General features: G+C 66.6%; 17 protein-coding genes. 2 read left to right on the top strand and 15 right to left on the bottom strand.

From position 1 onward, the window contains the following. Positions 1-7: 7 nt before the first annotated feature. The 9 genes from mraY to WG908_RS01965 all read right to left on the bottom strand — a co-directional run bounded on the left by mraY (position 8) and on the right by WG908_RS01965 (position 9,651). Positions 8-1,078: a phospho-N-acetylmuramoyl-pentapeptide-transferase gene (gene mraY / locus WG908_RS01925; RefSeq protein ID WP_340184854.1), complete on the bottom strand. Its 1,071-nt coding sequence runs from the start codon at positions 1,076-1,078 to the stop codon at positions 8-10. Further along, the gene (locus WG908_RS01930) at positions 1,078-2,472 is read right to left on the bottom strand and encodes a UDP-N-acetylmuramoyl-tripeptide--D-alanyl-D-alanine ligase (RefSeq protein WP_340184855.1); all 1,395 of its coding nucleotides are present in this window, start codon (positions 2,470-2,472) and stop codon (positions 1,078-1,080) included. Before WG908_RS01930 ends, mraY begins: the two co-directional genes overlap by 1 nt. Before the next feature lie 139 nt (positions 2,473-2,611). Further along, the gene (locus tag WG908_RS01935; RefSeq protein WP_340184856.1) at positions 2,612-4,039 is read right to left on the bottom strand and encodes a UDP-N-acetylmuramoyl-L-alanyl-D-glutamate--2,6-diaminopimelate ligase; all 1,428 of its coding nucleotides are present in this window, start codon (positions 4,037-4,039) and stop codon (positions 2,612-2,614) included. Continuing rightward, entirely contained in the window at positions 4,039-5,745 is a 1,707-nt protein-coding gene (locus tag WG908_RS01940; RefSeq protein WP_340184857.1) for a peptidoglycan D,D-transpeptidase FtsI family protein, read from the bottom strand. The genes WG908_RS01935 and WG908_RS01940 overlap by 1 nt, the downstream gene beginning before the upstream one ends. Beyond that, positions 5,745-6,395 carry a colicin transporter gene (locus tag WG908_RS01945; RefSeq protein ID WP_340184858.1) on the bottom strand — a complete coding sequence of 217 codons (651 nt, stop codon included), beginning with the start codon at positions 6,393-6,395 and terminating at the stop codon, positions 5,745-5,747. Before WG908_RS01945 ends, WG908_RS01940 begins: the two co-directional genes overlap by 1 nt. Continuing rightward, complete coding sequence (rsmH, locus tag WG908_RS01950) at positions 6,392-7,348, bottom strand: 16S rRNA (cytosine(1402)-N(4))-methyltransferase RsmH (protein WP_340184981.1); 957 nt, start codon at positions 7,346-7,348, stop codon at positions 6,392-6,394. The genes WG908_RS01945 and rsmH overlap by 4 nt, the downstream gene beginning before the upstream one ends. A gap of 2 nt (positions 7,349-7,350) precedes the next feature. Further along, entirely contained in the window at positions 7,351-7,848 is a 498-nt protein-coding gene (locus WG908_RS01955; protein WP_340184982.1) for a division/cell wall cluster transcriptional repressor MraZ, read from the bottom strand. 470 nt (positions 7,849-8,318) lie between these two features. Continuing rightward, positions 8,319-8,612 carry a hypothetical protein gene (locus WG908_RS01960; RefSeq protein WP_340184859.1) on the bottom strand — a complete coding sequence of 98 codons (294 nt, stop codon included), beginning with the start codon at positions 8,610-8,612 and terminating at the stop codon, positions 8,319-8,321. Between the two features lie 49 nt (positions 8,613-8,661). Continuing rightward, a complete protein-coding gene (locus tag WG908_RS01965; protein ID WP_340184860.1) occupies positions 8,662-9,651 on the bottom strand; it encodes a cysteine synthase A in 990 nt (329 codons plus the stop codon). 168 nt (positions 9,652-9,819) lie between these two features. Here WG908_RS01965 and WG908_RS01970 point away from each other — a divergent pair, with 168 nt between their 5' ends. Beyond that, positions 9,820-10,779 (top strand): cell wall hydrolase, encoded by a 960-nt coding sequence (locus WG908_RS01970; RefSeq protein ID WP_340184861.1) that lies wholly within the window; start codon positions 9,820-9,822, stop codon positions 10,777-10,779. A gap of 366 nt (positions 10,780-11,145) precedes the next feature. Further along, positions 11,146-11,274 (top strand): entericidin A/B family lipoprotein, encoded by a 129-nt coding sequence (locus WG908_RS01975; RefSeq protein WP_340184862.1) that lies wholly within the window; start codon positions 11,146-11,148, stop codon positions 11,272-11,274. 55 nt (positions 11,275-11,329) lie between these two features. Here the strand turns inward: WG908_RS01975 and tatC are convergent, their stop codons facing one another. The 6 genes from tatC to nagZ are packed head-to-tail and all read right to left on the bottom strand — an operon-like array spanning position 11,330 to position 15,191. Next, the gene (gene tatC, locus WG908_RS01980) at positions 11,330-12,106 is read right to left on the bottom strand and encodes a twin-arginine translocase subunit TatC (RefSeq protein ID WP_340184863.1); all 777 of its coding nucleotides are present in this window, start codon (positions 12,104-12,106) and stop codon (positions 11,330-11,332) included. After that, positions 12,103-12,480: a Sec-independent protein translocase protein TatB gene (gene tatB, locus WG908_RS01985; protein WP_340184864.1), complete on the bottom strand. Its 378-nt coding sequence runs from the start codon at positions 12,478-12,480 to the stop codon at positions 12,103-12,105. The genes tatC and tatB overlap by 4 nt, the downstream gene beginning before the upstream one ends. Positions 12,481-12,506: 26 nt before the next feature. Then, complete coding sequence (locus WG908_RS01990) at positions 12,507-12,743, bottom strand: twin-arginine translocase TatA/TatE family subunit (RefSeq protein WP_340184865.1); 237 nt, start codon at positions 12,741-12,743, stop codon at positions 12,507-12,509. 27 nt (positions 12,744-12,770) lie between these two features. Beyond that, on the bottom strand, positions 12,771-13,364 hold the full coding sequence (gene scpB, locus WG908_RS01995; protein ID WP_340184866.1) for an SMC-Scp complex subunit ScpB: 594 nt from the start codon (positions 13,362-13,364) through the stop codon (positions 12,771-12,773). After that, positions 13,361-14,134, bottom strand: a complete 774-nt coding sequence (locus tag WG908_RS02000) for a segregation and condensation protein A (protein ID WP_340184867.1) — start codon at positions 14,132-14,134, stop codon at positions 13,361-13,363. Before WG908_RS02000 ends, scpB begins: the two co-directional genes overlap by 4 nt. Positions 14,135-14,177: 43 nt before the next feature. Beyond that, positions 14,178-15,191 carry a beta-N-acetylhexosaminidase gene (gene nagZ, locus WG908_RS02005; RefSeq protein WP_340184868.1) on the bottom strand — a complete coding sequence of 338 codons (1,014 nt, stop codon included), beginning with the start codon at positions 15,189-15,191 and terminating at the stop codon, positions 14,178-14,180. Between the last annotated feature and the right edge of the window lie 85 nt (positions 15,192-15,276).

The raw sequence follows: 15,276 nt of genomic DNA on the forward strand, positions 1-15,276 counted from the left end.
GCCCCCCTTACCTCAGCTTCAACGTGGCGAGGCCCGCCAGCGCCAGCACGATGGATATGATCCAGAAGCGAATGACGACGGTCGGTTCGGACCAGCCGATCTGTTCGAAATGATGGTGGATCGGCGCCATCTTGAACACGCGCTTGCCGGTGCGCTTGTAGAAGAAGACCTGGATGATGACGCTCATCGCCTCGACCACGAACAGCCCGCCGATGATGCCCAGCACGATTTCATGATGCGTGCTGACGGCGATCACGCCGATCGTCCCGCCCAGCGCCAGGCTGCCGGTATCGCCCATGAACACCGCGGCGGGCGGCGCGTTGAACCACAGGAAGGCGAGGCCGGCACCGATGATCGCCCCGCACAATATGGTCAGGTCTCCCGCGCCCGGCACATGCGGTATGCCCAGATATTCGGCGAAGTCGGCGCGCCCGACCAGATAGACGATCAGCAGGAAGGCGAGGCTGGCGATGATCACCGGCATGGTGGCCAGACCGTCCAGCCCGTCGGTCAGGTTGACCGCATTGCCGAACGCCACGATCACGAAGGCCGCGAACAGGAAGTAGAATGGCCCCAGATTGATGGCCGGCCCGTTCCAGAACGGCACATAGAGCGCGGTGCCGTTCTGCTGCACGATCATCCATGCCGCGATCCCCGCGATCAGGAATTCGAAGAACAGCCGCATCTTGCCCGACAGCCCCTTGTGGCTCGCCTTCGTCACCTTGTCATAGTCGTCGAGAAAGCCGATCGCGCCGAAGCCCAGCGTCACGAATATGCACGCCCAGACGTAGATGGACGACAGGTTCATCCACAGCATCACCGACGACACCATGGCGGTCAGGATCATGAGGCCGCCCATGGTCGGCGTGCCGCGCTTGGCCAGGTGGCTTTGCGGCCCGTCGTCGCGGATCGGCTGGCCCTTGCCCTGCCGCACGCGCAACCAGCCGATGAATTTGGGGCCGATGAGAAGGCCGATGACCAGCGCGGTCGCAATCGCCGCGCCGGTGCGGAAACTCAAATAGCGGACAAGGTTGAACACCCCCGCAAAATCCATGGTCTGGGCAAGCCAGTAGAGCATCAGCCGTCTTCTCCGTCGCGCGCCCGCGCATTCAGCGCCGCGACCAGCCGCGACAGGCCGATCCCGTTCGATCCCTTGACCAGTATCGCATCGCCCGCGCGCATCGAATCCCGCAACCGCTGCGTCGCCGTCGCCGCGTCGGGCACATGGTCATAGGCGATCGCGCCGTCCAGCGCATCGGCCAGCGGCGCCATCTCGTCACCCACCAATATCGCATAGTCGATGTTGCCCGCGCGCAGCGGCACGGCCAGTCCCGCATGCAGATCCGCGCTCTGCCCGCCCAGTTCGCGCATTCCGCCCAGCACCGCGATCCGGCGGGCGGCATCCTCGCGGCCCAACTGCTTCAACGTCGCGGCCATCGACAGCGGATTGGCGTTGTAGCTTTCGTCGATCAGCAGCGCCTGCCCGCCTGCAACCTGCACCATGCGCCGCTCGCCGCGCCCGGCAAGGCCCGGCATTTCGGCCAGCGCCAGCCCCGCCGCCGCCAGGTCGCCGCCCAGCGCCTCGACGCAGGCCAGCACCGCCAGCGCATTGGACACCCAATGTTCGCCCGGCGCGGCGACGGTGAAGCACAGTTCGGCTTCGGGCAGCCGCGCCGTGACCAGCGTGCCCCCGCTCGCCGCCGGCACCGCTTCGGTCGCGCGCACGTCCGCGCCATCGCCAAAGCCAAAGGTCAGGATGCGCGCGGCATGGCGTTCGGCCTTGCCATACAGCGTCGCGACATGCGGGCTGTCATAGGGAATGATCGCGGTGCCGCCCGGCTCCAGCCCCTCGAAAATCTCCGCCTTGGCCTGCGCGATGGCCGTTTCCGACCCGAAAAATTCGATATGCGCGGGTGCGATGGCGGTGACGATCGCGACATGCGGCCGCACCAGCCGGGTCAGCGCCGCCAGTTCGCCCGCATGGTTCATGCCCATTTCGAACAGGCCATGGCTGGACTCGCGCGGCATCCGCGCCAGGCTCAGCGGCACGCCAACGTGATTGTTATAGCTTTTGACCGAACGGTGGACGGTGCCTGGATTGGCGCGGTCGAGGCTGAGGAACAGCGCTTCCTTGGTCCCGGTCTTGCCGACCGAGCCGGTGACGCCGACCACCTTGCCCTGCATCCGCGCCCGCGATGCGCGGCCCAGCGCGTCGAGCGCCTTGGCGCTGTCCGTCACCGCGACATGCGGGCGATCGACCGCCTCGCTGACGATCGCGCCCGCCGCGCCCTGGTCGAACGCCTTGCCGACAAAGCGATGCCCGTCGGTCGCTTCGCCCTTCATCGCGATGAACAGGTCGCCCGGCGTCACTTCCCGGCTGTCGAACGCCACGCCGGTGACCGCAAAGGCGGCGGATGGCGTGCCGCCGGTGGCGAGGGCGATTTCATCGGAGGTCCAGAGCGGCTCCGTCACGCCCACCCCTCCCCGTTCGCGCCGAGCGCAATCGAAGCGCCGGACGGACGTTGCCGAACCGGGCCGGGGCGCGTCGCCGCGTACGGTGAACGGCTGGAGCCTCGCTCCACCTCAGGCGATTTCAGGCATCGGCTCCAGCTCACCCCGCGCACTCCCGCGCCACGGTGACATCGTCGAACGGCAACACCCGGTCGCCGATGATCTGGCCCTGTTCATGCCCCTTGCCCGCCAGCAGCACGATGTCGTCCGCCCCGGCCTGGGCGATGGCGGCGGCGATGGCGGCGCGGCGACCGCCGATTTCCTCGGCGCCCGGCGCGCCGGCCATGATCGCGGCGCGAATGGTCGACGGTTCCTCGGATCGCGGATTGTCATCGGTCACGATGACATGGTCGGCAAGATCGGTCGCCACCGCACCCATCAGCGGGCGCTTGCCCGCATCGCGGTCTCCGCCCGCGCCGAACAGAGCGATCAGGCGGCCGCGCACATGCGGCCGCAGCGCCTCGATGGCGGCGCGCAGGCCGTCGGGCGTATGGGCATAGTCGACATAGACCGGCGCGCCCGCCCGGCTGATCACCGCCCGTTCCAGCCGCCCGCGCACCGGCTGGACCCGGCCCAGCAGTTCCATCACCCTGGCCGTATCGCCGCCGGTGGCGATGATCAGGCCGGCGGCGGTCAGCGCGTTCGCCGCCTGATAGGCGCCGATCAGCGGCAGATCGACCGTCCAGATCCGTCCGTCCGCTTCAATCTCCATCCTCTGGCCCAACTGGGTCGGGGTGCGGTTGACAAGGCGCAGCGCCTGTCCCTGCACCCCGACGCTCAGCGCACGAAGCCCCCGCTTCGTAACCCGCGCCATGACCTTGTCCGACCAGGCGTCGTCGGCCCACACGACCGCCGAGCCGCCGTCCGCGACGACCTCGTCGAACAGCCGCATCTTGGCTTCGAAATAGCTGTCCATGTCGCCATGATAGTCGAGATGGTCGCGCGACAGGTTGGTGAAAGCCCCGGCCAGCACCGGCAGTCCTTCGGTGCGATATTGGGCAAGGCCGTGGCTCGACGCCTCGAACGCGGCATGGGTCACGCCCTCGCGGCGCAGGCCCGACATGTTGGACAGAAAGGTGACGATGTCGGGCGTGGTCAGGCCGGTGGAGACCTGATCGACCGAGGTGGTGACGCCCAGCGTGCCGATCGACGCCGATTTCTCGCCCATCATCCGCCACAACTGGCGCGTCAGTTCTACGGTCGATGTCTTGCCGTTGGTGCCGGTCACCGCCACGGTGACATCGGGAAAGGGCGCAAAGAAGCGCGCGGCGGCCTCCGCGAACAGCCGGCGCGGATTGGCGTCTGCTATATGCAGCGCGCCGTCGACCCTGGCCTCGGGTCGGGCGACGACGGCGACCGCGCCCGATGCTATCGCCTGCGGGACATAATCCTCGCCATTGACGCTCAGCCCCTGGAACGCGCCAAAGACGGTGCCCGGCGCGACCTTGCGATTGTCGATCGCAAAACCGGTCACGCCGATGTCGGCGGCCTCGCCAGCAAGCCCGTCGATCAGTGCGCCCAGGCGCATCACTCGCCCTTGGCTTTCCACAATAACGGCATCAAGTCGGACATTTCGACATCGCGATTTTCGTCGGGCATGACGCCCAGCATCGGGCCGATCCGTTCGACCACGCGCCTGACCACCGGCGATGCGGTCCAGGCGGCTGTGCGCAGGCCGAATGTCTCGGCATTGCCCTTGGGCTCGTCCATCATCGCCAGGACGACATAGCGGGGGTTATCCATGGGAAAGGCGGAGGCGAACGTCGTCACCAGCGAACTCTTGTTGTAGCGCCCCTCGAAGGGCTTTTCTGCGGACCCGGTCTTGCCGCCCACCCGGTATCCCTTGGCGTCGGCGCTCCGACCAGTACCTTCGGCCACGATCATCCGCAACAGCTGGCGCATCCGCGCGCTCGTGGCGGCGGAAAAGACGCGCTTGCCGCGCGGCGCTTCGTCCGCGCCCAGCTTGCGCAGCGTCGCGGGACGATAGATGCCGCCATTGACCAGCGCCGCATAGGCGCTGGCCAGATGCATCGGCGTCACCGCGATGCCATGGCCGAAGGATACGGTCATGGTGGTGATGCGCCCCCATTGCGTGGGCCACAGGCTCTTGGCCCGCTCCTTCAGCTCGATTGCCGGGCGCTTGTCGAAGTCCAGGTCGCGGAACAGATGCTGCAACGGTTCGGCCCCCAGTTCGTCGGCGATCCGGGCGGTGACAATGTTGGAGCTGTGGACCAGCGTTTCGGGCACGTTCAACCAGCGGCCCGACGGGTGATCGTCCTTGATGCGAAAGCCGCCGATGGAGATCGGCGCGGTGGCGTCGTAGCGACGGCTCATCGACGTGACGACGCCGCGATCCATCGCCGCGCCGATCGACAGCGGCTTGAAGGTCGATCCCAGTTCCAGCCGCGCCTGCACGATCTGATTGCAGCGGGGCGAATCGCTGCACGTCCTGCCGGCGCCCGATTGCAGCTTGTTGGGATCGAACACCGGGATCGACGCCATGGCGATGACCTCGCCCGTATTGGCGTCGAGCACGATGCCGCCCGCGCCGCGCGCGCTCTGCGAGACCATCTGTGCGTACAGTTCGCTTTCCAGCGCCGCCTGCACCCGGCTGTCGATCGACAGCATCAGCGGCTGGTTGCGCCGCATCGGGTCGGTCAGGCGATCGTTGAACGCGGCCTCCACGCCCATGCCGCCCTCGCCATCGGCGCGCGGCGCAAAGCCCAGGACGTGCGCGGCCAGCGTGCGCTGCGGATAGAGCCGCTCCTTTTCGCGCGGGAACTCGATGCCGATTTCACCGAGCGCATTGACCGCCGCCACCTGCTCGGGAAGCGCGCGACGGCGCAGATAGGCCCAGCTCCTGCCGGTCAGCTTCTTGTAGAAGGTCGCCTCAGGCTCGTCGGGAAATATCTCGTGCAGCTTGCGCGCCAGTTCGGCGGGTTCGCCGATCAGCTTGGACGGGCGCACCGACACCGAATAGGCGTCCATCGTCCGCGCCAGCGGCGCGCCGTTACGATCGACGATATCCGCGCGCGGCAACATCGCGGACCCGGCATTGCCGCCATGCTCCGCGCTTGCGAACAGCCCGATCCACATCAGCCGCGCCGCCAGGATAAAGGTGATCGCGCCGAACAGGATCAGCAGCAACATCAGCCGGTTATGCGCGATCGCCGTCAGGTTGACGCGCTGCTTTGCGCCCCTGATCCCCGAAGGCTGAACAATGATCGTCGCCATCAGTTCGCCCCCTTCCTGCGTTCGCGCGCGGCCTTGGCGCTGATTTCGCCCAGCGTCGAATCATCGAGCAGCTTGTCGTCCAGCATCGCCATCCGTTCCGCCCGCCGCGCGACCGGGCTGGGGCGCGACACGTCCGCCGCCGCCGCCTTGACCTTTTCCACGGCCCGCGCCGGCGCCGGCGTCGGCGCCGGGACCTTGTCCTGCGCATGCGCCGACCGGATGATCGCGATTTCGCTGCTGATCTGGCTCGCGGCCGGGCTGGCCGGTGCGGGCTGGGGCGCGGGCACGGTTTCGGCCGGCGCTTCGACCATCGCCACCATCACCGGCTGCGCGACATAGGCCGGGCCATTGGGCTGCACCCCGTCGAGATGCGCTAGCGCCCGTTCGCCCGCCAGATATTGCTGGGCGGTCGGCGTGGCATAAAGGAAATCGTCGGCGTTCCACCGTTCAAGCTGCCGCATCGACGCGCGCGCGCCGAATTCGGTTTCCAGATAGCGGATATCGTTGCGCGCCAGCGCAATCTGCATCTGCACCCGCGCCAGTTCATTGCGCTCGGTCGCGACCCGCAACGACACCAGATAGGCCCCCAGCGCGCCCAGCGCGACCAGCAGGATCCAGAACAGGCTTTGCAGGCGCTTGACCGCGATCATGGACGAGCACTCCGGGCAGGAACGGCGGACGGAACGGGAGCGGCGGTGCGGACGGCGCTGCGCAGCGTCGCGGACCGGGCGCGGGGGTTGCGCGCCAGCTCCACAGCGCCGGGCCGCACCGCCTTGGCGGGCTTGTGGAAGGTCGGCTGCGCCGCGCTCGTGCGTTCGGGCAAGTGGCGCGACCCTGCCGCCTCGCCGCCGCTGCGACGGCGCAGGAACTGCTTGACGATCCGGTCTTCCAGGCTGTGGAAGGTGACGATGGCGAGCCGCCCGCCTTCCTCCAGCAATGCCTCGGCCGCTTCCAGCCCGCGCTCCAGCTCTTCCAGTTCGCGATTCACATGAATGCGGATCGCCTGGAAGCTGCGCGTGGCCGGGTCCTTCTTGTCATGCGGCTTGTGCCCCAGCGCGCGGCGCACGATCGCGGCGAGCTGACCGGTCCGCTCCACCGGGCGCGCCTCGACGATCGCCCGCGCGATCCGGCGCGACCGCGGCTCGTCGCCATAGCGGTAGAGCACGTCCGCTATCTCGTCTTCCGCCGCCTCGTTCAGAAAATCGGCCGCGCTCATGCCGTCCTGGCTCATCGTCATCAGCAACGGGCCGTCGGCCTGAAAGGAAAAGCCCCGGTCGGCCCGGTCGAGCTGCATCGACGACACGCCGATGTCGAGCGTGATGCCCGCAACCTTGTCGATGCCATGCTCGGCCAGCAGCGCCTGCATCCGCGAAAACTCGCCTTCGACCAGGATGATGGCGTTCGCCTGCGCGACGGCCTGCCCTTCGCGGATGGCGTCGGGATCGCGGTCGAACGCGACCACGCGGGCGCCGGCACGGGCCATCGCACTGGCATAGCCGCCCGCGCCGAATGTGCCGTCGACATGGATCTCGCCCGGGGCGATGGCGAGAGCGTCGAGCACTTCGGCAAGCAGAACGGGAATGTGAGGGGCAGGAGCAGGCAGGCTCACTTGCCGCCCTCCGCCTCGCGCTGGTCGAGCCAGCGCCTGACCTTGTTGCGGATGAGCGCCGGCCGGTCGGGGCTGGCCACCAGCGCTTCGGGCTTCCAGATCTGGAAATAGCGACCGACGCCGTAGAAAAAGGCGACGTCGGTGATCCCGGCCTCTTCCTTGATGTCGGGGTGCAGGAAAAAGCGGCCGCCTTCGTCGAAGTTGACGTCCTCGATCATGCCCAGGCGGTTTTCCCGTTCCAGGTCGCCGTTGAACGGGCGATTGGCGACGCGCGCCTCGCGCTCCAGTTCATTGACCTCTTCGAACAGGAACAGCTTGTGGGACAGGCCGAATCCGCTGGCGCAGCCATTGTCGATATGGATCGACAGGCACAGGCGATTTTCGCCGCCGCTCGCCTGCTTCACCTGGCGGCGCATCTCCAGGGGCAACACGAACCGGCCCTTGCCGTCCGCGACGCTGAATGCGTTACCCGAATAGAGAATGACGTCCGACACCGGATAAACCTGCCCTTTTTTGGGGGGCACAGGCCTCCTGCCGTCGAATTCCTGATGATTGAAATCCGGCGGTCAGGACTCACCAAAGCCTTGCTAACCCCAATGCTGAATTATCTATCAAGCATCCGGGCCAGTGGGAAGGGGAAAAGACGGGCAAATATGGGAAATCCTGTTTTCGGATGGGTTTTACATGATGCTCACCGCGCAATTGCATTATTTTCACGATTTGTTCTTGAACCGGACGGGAATGAGCTGGGCCAAAGACCTTCGCGCCGATGAAAGCCCAGCGCGCCCTGGCCGGAAGCGTCACGCGCAGCGCGCTGTTTTCAGCCGAAAGGGATCGCGGAACCGCCCGCCCTGCGGGTACAGCCCGTCCGCGCCGGGGACCAAGGCCAAAGCAAGGCACAAGGAACGGAACCGACCCGCCCGGTCGGCAGAGCGCAATCCCTCCACCCGCATCGGCAACAACGCTATTGCGGATCGCGGTCCATCGGCTTGCGCAGATTGGGGTCGGGTTGCAGGTCCGGCACGGCGGACGCCTGGTCGGCGGCGGGCTGCACGCCCAGTTCGGCCAGCGGATCCTTGGGCGCGATCGCATTGGTGCTCAGCGTGGGCACCGTCGGCGGCGGCTGCGCGGCATCGTCGACCCGCGCCTTGTCGATCACGATATTGGCCAGCCCGACGAGCAGCACCACGCCCGCCACGCCGGTCAGGCCGATCTGGACGCGCTGCAATCCTTCCCGACTACGGGGATTTTCATCCATGCGACGCTCTTTTGTGTCTGGCCGCCACAATCCGTGCCGACGATCCCTACTAGTGCGCCAGCCAGGGGAATACCGTCAACCCCTTCGATTCGAGCCATGCCCGGTTGTACAGCGTCGACAGGTAACGAAAGCCGGTATCGCACAATATCGTCACGATCCGCTTGCCCGGTCCCAATTGCCGCGCCAGCGCCACCGCGCCCGCCACGTTGATCCCCGACGACAGGCCCAGGCACAGCCCTTCCTCCGCCAACAGCCGCCGCACCCACACCAGCCCCTCCTCGTCGGAGATACGGAACTGGGTATCGATGGGCGCGCCTTCCAGATTGGCGGTGATCCGCCCCTGGCCGATGCCTTCTGCCACCGAACTGCCTACCGCCTTCAATTCGCCATGGGCGTAGAATTCGTACAGCGCCGCCCCTTCGGGATCGGCGAGCGCGATCGTGACCGCCTCGTCATGCGCCTTGAGGCCAAGGCCGACGCCCGCGATGGTGCCGCCGGTGCCCGCGGCGCAGGTAAAGCCGTCGATGCGGCCATCCATCTGGGTCCAGATTTCCTCGGCGGTGCCGACGATATGCGCCTTGCGATTGGCGATATTGTCGAACTGGTTGGCCCAGATCGCGCCTTCCGTTTCCTCCGCCAGGCGGCGCGAGGTGTGAACGAAATGGCCCGGATTGGAATAGGCGGCGGCCGGAACGGTGACCAGTTCGGCCCCCAGCGCACGCAGCGTGTCCATCTTCTCGCGGCTCTGTGTCTCGGGCATGACGATGATCGTCTTGTACCCCTTGGCGTTGGCGACCAGCGCCAGGCCGATGCCGGTATTGCCCGCCGTCCCCTCGACAATCGTACCGCCGGGCTGGAGCAGCCCCTTTTCCTCGGCATCGTTGACGATGAACAACGCCGCGCGGTCCTTGACCGACGCGCCGGGATTGGCAAATTCGCACTTGGCGAAAATATCGCACCCGGTTGCGTCGGACGGGCCGGCAAGGCGTACCATCGGGGTGTTGCCGATCAGCGCGAGACTATTATTTTGCAGCAGCATGTCCGCACGCATAGCGGAGCACCCCGCGCCTTGCCAAGCAAAGGAATGCAAGCGGCGATGAAAGGGCGATTTGGGGTGGCGTTAACATTTGGTCGCTGTCCTGTCCCAACCCGATACAGGGGCGAATCGGGGGGCGAAACCTTTACGCTTTTCCCCTAAAGGCCGATCATGTTCGAACGGAAACCCGGCGGAAAAGTCGTGCGGCAGGCCCTGTTGGCGTCGCTGGCGCTGGTCGCGCTCGCCTTGCCGCGCCTCCTGCCGGCCGCCCCGCTGGACATGCTGGCGGGCGATGCACGGCATCCCGACCGGACCGAAGCGGCAAGCGACAATTTTCCCGGCTCCGCCTTCTTCTTCGCCGAAGGGGCGTTCGATCCGGTGCCCGGCGCAAGGGTCATCGGCGGCGCGCATGTGCTGGGGCTGGACGAGGTCAAGGCCGCACCGGCCAGCGTCTTCCGGGGCATGACCGCGCTTGACGACTATCGCGCGCTTCATTGCCTGACCTCCGCCATCTATTATGAAGCCGGCAATGAGCCGATCGAAGGCCAGCGGGCGGTGGCGCAGGTCGTCCTCAACCGCGTCCGCAGCCGGCATTGGCCCGACAGCGTCTGCGCCGTCGTCTATGAAGGGTCCGAGCGCACCGACATGCGCTGCCAGTTCACCTTCAGCTGTGACGGATCGATGATGCGCGCGCCGAACGCCGCCGCCTGGGCGCGATCCATGCTGGTGGCGCGACAGGCGCTCGCCGGCATGGTCTATGCCCCCGCGGGCCTCGCCACCCATTATCATACGCTGGCGGTCAGCCCCGGATGGGCCGGCTCGCTTCGCCCGGTCGCGGTGATCGGCGCGCACATCTTCTACCGGATGCAGGGCGCCAACGGCACTTATGCGGCCTTTGCCACGCCCTATACGGGACGCGAGCTGATCTCCGGGCCGGCGCGCCGGATCTGGCCGGTGCGGACGGGCGGATTGCCGGACAGCCTCGCTCTTCCCGACCAGTCGACCGGCATGATGCCGACCGCACCGGAAACGTCCCGCTGGACGCGACCGGACGCGCCAGCGCGCGATGACAGCCTGCCCCAATCGACGATCCGGCCCGAATTTCGCAATACCGGCCGCCCTCTCATCTGACCATCGCACAAATTTTTATGCGTTAACCGCCTGACAACCTGAGAAGCGACTGGAATCGCAGGGATAAAATTATGCGATTTTTCCGCCGGCGCGGGAACCCGTCCGCGCATTTGCGGGTTCTGTATTCCGGATAGCAAATCTTTTGCCCCCCGCTCTTGCTATCCACAAAGTATGGGCCTGGACGCATCTCCCCCCGACGCGATCCAGGCCCAAATTTTTTTCACACCCCCGATCGTCGCTGCATCGTCGGCAAGCGCTACTCTTTCGCTAACGGAACGCTTTGCCTCGGCAGGGGTTTTCCCTTCGCCCCCCGCGCCGCGCGGGGTAGCTCCCATCATCATGCGGCGCTCGCGTAGGAGATATATCATGACCAAGAAGTTGATCACCGCCCTGTTGCTGTCCGGCTCGCTGTTCGTCACTGCCTGCAACACCGTCGAAGGCGCCGGCCGCGACGTGCAGAGCGCCGGACAAGCGGTCGAAAAAGCTGCCGATTGACTGCGTTCACGCCGTTTTTCGTGATTGGAGGCCTGCCCTGACCGGCAGGCCTTTTTCATGCGGCTGCGTCCCGAGCCTCGGCCTTGGCCTGGCGGCGGTCGGTGAACCAGATCGCGACGATCGTGATTTCATAGAGCAGCAGCAGCGGGATCGCGAGCATCAGCTGCGACACGACATCGGGGGGCGTCAGCACCGCCGCGACGATGAAGGCGGCAACGACCATGTACCGGCGCATGCCGATGAGCTGGGCGCGCGTGACGAACCCGGCGCGGTTGAGCAGCATCAGCAGCACGGGCATCAGGAAGCTGATGCCGAACGCCAGGATGAACTGCATGACCAGCGTCAGATAGGCGTCGGTGCTGGGCAGCGCCTCGACCTCAAGCCCGCTACTATTCCCCTGAAATTGCAGGAAGAAATGAAACGCGGTGGGCATCACGACATAATAGGCCAGCGCCGCGCCCATGGTGAACAGCACCGGCGTCATCACCAGGAAAGGCAGCAAGGCGCGCTTTTCCTTGGCATAGAGGCCCGGCGCGACAAAGGCCCACAGCTGGTTGGCGATGATCGGAAAGGACAGGAAGAAAGCACCGAAGATCGCGACCTTCACCTGCACGAAAAACGCTTCGTACAGCTTGGTATAGACCAGTCGTCCGCCGCCGCTGCCGAATGCTTCCCTGAGCGGCTGGACCAGGAAGGCGAAAAGATTTTCGGAAAAATAGAAGCAGACCGATCCGAACAGGAACAAGGTGATCACGCATTTGAGCAGTCGCCCGCGCAGTTCGATCAGGTGGTCGAGCAGCGGCGCCTTGCTCTCGTCGATGTCGTCGGTCATGCCGGGGCGTCATCCTTGCGTACCGACGGCGCGGGCGCCTCAGCGATGTAGGGCGGCGCTTCTTCCGCGACGAAGGGCGGCGTTTGGGTGACGTGGTCGGGCAGCGCGTCCATGGCCGGGGCGTCAGCGGCCGGTTCGGGCGGGTGCTCGGCCATGATGCGCTGGTTCTGGGCCGCCCATTTCTTTTCCAGCTCTTCCAGTTCCGCCTCGCGCACCATCGCGTCCAGACCGGTGCGGAAATGGCGGGCCATGCCCTGCGCCTTGCCGATGATCTGCCCTACCTTGTACAGAACGCGCGGCAGGTCCTTGGGTCCGATGACGATCACCGCGATGACGACGATCACCAGAAATTCGGTCGAATCGATGCCGAACATCAGCGTTTACCGCGAACCGGGCCGGATCAGGCCTTGGTCTTTTCTTCGGTCACAGGCGCGGCGTCCTGCTCGGGAACGCGATGGCCCTCGATTCGCGTCACGGGCTTGGCCGGGGCGGCATCGTCATCGTCGGCCATGCCCTTCTTGAAGCTCTTGATACCCTTGGCGACGTCGCCCATCAGGCCGGAAATGCGGCCGCCACCGAACAGCAGCATGACGACCAGGAGCACGATGACCCAGTGCATCAGCGAAAAGGAACCCATTTCAAATCTCCTGAAAGCAGACCTTATCTAGGCCTCTTCCTCATCATTTTCCACAACGGATTGGCCACCGATACCCTCCAGCGCGAGATCGACCGGGTCAAGCAGCCCCGCCGCGCGCAAATCGTCGATACCTGGAAGGTCGCGCCGGCTGCTAAGCCCGAAATGTGACAGAAATTCTTCGGTCGTCACATAAATCAGCGGGCGGCCCGGCACTTCGCGGCGGCCGGCGGGGCGCACCCAGCCCGCTTCCATCAACACGTCGAGCGTCCCCTTGCCGACCTGAACGCCCCGGATCGCTTCTATCTCGGCACGGCTGACCGGCTCATGATAGGCGATGATGGCCAGCGTCTCCATGCCCGCGCGCGACAGGCGGCGCGCTTCGTCCTTTTCGCGCCGCAATATATGGGCCAGGTCGGCGGCGGTCTGGAAATGCCAGCGCCCGCCGCGTTCGACCAGGTTGACGCCGCGCCCGGCATAGTCTCCCTCCAGCCGCCGCAGCGCGGCGCGCAGGTCGCCCGCATCGCCGACATGGGCGCGCAGGTCGGCAAGCGCCAGCGGCTCTTCACATGCGAACAGCGCCGCTTCGACCGCACGCACGAAATCGTCCGGCTCCTCGATCACAGCAGTGCGCCCGTGGCGGGCGTGGCGCGCAGATAGAGCGGCGCGAACGTCGCGTCCTGGCGCAGTTCCACCCGCCCCTGCCGCGCCAGTTCCAGCGCCGCGACGAAGCTGCTGGCGAGCGCCGACCGGCCCAGCATGCCCTTCGCGCCATCCGGCAGGAACGTCTCCAGCGCGCTCCAGTCGAGCGTTTCCCCCAGCAGCGCGGCGACGCGATGGATCGCCTCGTCCAGCGTCATCACCGGGCGGCGCGCAACCACATGGACGGCGGGCTGGGTGCGCGCACGGATCTGGCCATAGGCCTGGATGAGGTCGAACAGGGTCGCGCCCCAATGCGCCTTGCGTACCGCGCGCAACCCTTCGGGATCGGGGCGAACGAACACGTCGCGGCCGATGCGATCGCGCGCCATCAGCCGCGCGCCCGCCTCGCGCATCGCCTGCAACCGCTGGAGCCGCAGGTGCAGCCGCAACGCCAGTTCCTCTGGACTGGGTTCGGGCTGGGCCTCTCGCGGCAGCAGCAGGCCCGACTTGAGGTAGGCGAGCCACGCCGCCATCACCAGATAGTCGGCCGCCAGTTCCAGCCGCAGCGCCCGCGCGCCTTCGATATAGGCGAGATATTGTTCGGTCAGCGCGAGGATGGATATTTCGCGCAGGTCGACCTTCTGCGCCCGCGACAACGCCAGCAGCAGGTCGAGCGGCCCTTCCCAGCTGTCGAAGCTGACGGTGAGGATGTCGGCATCGGGCGCGACAGCCGCGACGAACAGGTCGTTCAACGCGCATTCTCCCCGCAGCAGGGAGGATCTGGGGGCGCGCTGCTCACGCCGTCGCCAGGTCCAGCAGCGTATCGCGGGTGGCGAGCAACTCATCGAGCGACGGCCCGTCCACCGCCCCGCCCGCCCCGGCCATCGCCCGGTCGAGCCGCGCGCGCGCCTGCGGCGTGATGTCGGGCAGGATGCCGGCGATGCCGGTCATTTCGTCCATCCGCCCCCAGCAGTTGAGCGCGATGTCGCATCCGGCGGCGATCACCCCCGCCGCGCGCGCCGGCACATCGCCCTCCAGCGCCTTCATGTCGAGATCGTCGGACATCAGCAACCCGTCAAAGCCGATCCGGCCCCGGATGATGTCGCCGATCACGGTGGGCGACAGGCTGGCGGCGCGGTCCGCATCCCAGGCGGTATAGACGATATGCGCGGTCATGCCGATCGCCGCATCCTTGAGCGCGCGGAACGGGGCGATGTCGGTTTCCAGCGCATAATCGTCGGCGGTGACGATCGGCAGCGCCTGGTGGCTGTCGACCAGCGCGCGACCATGGCCCGGCATATGCTTGACGATGCCGACCACGCCGCCCAGTTCCAGGCCATTGAGGATCGCGCGACCCAGCGCCGCGACCCGCATCGGCTCTGCCCCCAGCGTCCGGTCGCCCATGATGTCGCTCGCTCCGTCCTGCCGCACGTCGAGCAGCGGCAGCGCATCGACGTTGATTCCGACTTCCGCCAGCGTCAGCGCGATCGCATGGGCATTGGCGCGGGCGGCGGCGATCGCGCTGGACGGCGCGATCTCGTACAGGCGGTCGAACGCCTCGCCGCAGGGGAATTGCGGCCACACCGGCGGCTGCATCCGCGCGACCCGGCCGCCTTCCTGGTCGATCATGATCAGCAGGTCGTCGCGGCCGTGCAGCGCGCGCAGATCGTCGGTCAATGCCCGCACCTGCGCCCGGTCGGCGATGTTGCGGCGAAACAGGATATAGCCGGCGGGCTGCGCGTCGCCGAAAAAGGCGCGTTCGTCAGCGGTCAGGGTTTCGCCGGACAGGCCGAATATGACGGGTTTCATGACGCATGGTGGTAGCGGGCCGAACACGGCATGTCGAAGGGGATTTTACCCATCCCCTCCCTATCCCCTTCGCGCGAGGGGGGAG

The organism is Sphingobium anseongense (assembly GCF_037725245.1).
In the GTDB taxonomy this organism is placed as follows: Bacteria; Pseudomonadota; Alphaproteobacteria; order Sphingomonadales; family Sphingomonadaceae; genus Sphingobium.

Bases quoted from the DNA above. Each gene is read 5' to 3' on its own strand.
- mraY (WP_340184854.1), bottom strand. From the start codon at position 1,078: ATGCTCTACTGGCTTGCCCAGACCATGGATTTTGCGGGGGTGTTCAAC.
- WG908_RS01935 (WP_340184856.1), bottom strand. From the start codon at position 4,039: ATGCGCCTGGGCGCACTGATCGACGGGCTTGCTGGCGAGGCCGCCGAC.
- WG908_RS01940 (WP_340184857.1), bottom strand. From the start codon at position 5,745: ATGGCGACGATCATTGTTCAGCCTTCGGGGATCAGGGGCGCAAAGCAG.
- WG908_RS01945 (WP_340184858.1), bottom strand. From the start codon at position 6,395: ATGATCGCGGTCAAGCGCCTGCAAAGCCTGTTCTGGATCCTGCTGGTC.
- WG908_RS01960 (WP_340184859.1), bottom strand. From the start codon at position 8,612: ATGGATGAAAATCCCCGTAGTCGGGAAGGATTGCAGCGCGTCCAGATC.
- WG908_RS01965 (WP_340184860.1), bottom strand. From the start codon at position 9,651: ATGCTGCTGCAAAATAATAGTCTCGCGCTGATCGGCAACACCCCGATG.
- WG908_RS01970 (WP_340184861.1), top strand. From the start codon at position 9,820: ATGTTCGAACGGAAACCCGGCGGAAAAGTCGTGCGGCAGGCCCTGTTG.
- WG908_RS01975 (WP_340184862.1), top strand. From the start codon at position 11,146: ATGACCAAGAAGTTGATCACCGCCCTGTTGCTGTCCGGCTCGCTGTTC.
- tatC (WP_340184863.1), bottom strand. From the start codon at position 12,106: ATGACCGACGACATCGACGAGAGCAAGGCGCCGCTGCTCGACCACCTG.
- tatB (WP_340184864.1), bottom strand. From the start codon at position 12,480: ATGTTCGGCATCGATTCGACCGAATTTCTGGTGATCGTCGTCATCGCG.
- WG908_RS01990 (WP_340184865.1), bottom strand. From the start codon at position 12,743: ATGGGTTCCTTTTCGCTGATGCACTGGGTCATCGTGCTCCTGGTCGTC.
- nagZ (WP_340184868.1), bottom strand. From the start codon at position 15,191: ATGAAACCCGTCATATTCGGCCTGTCCGGCGAAACCCTGACCGCTGAC.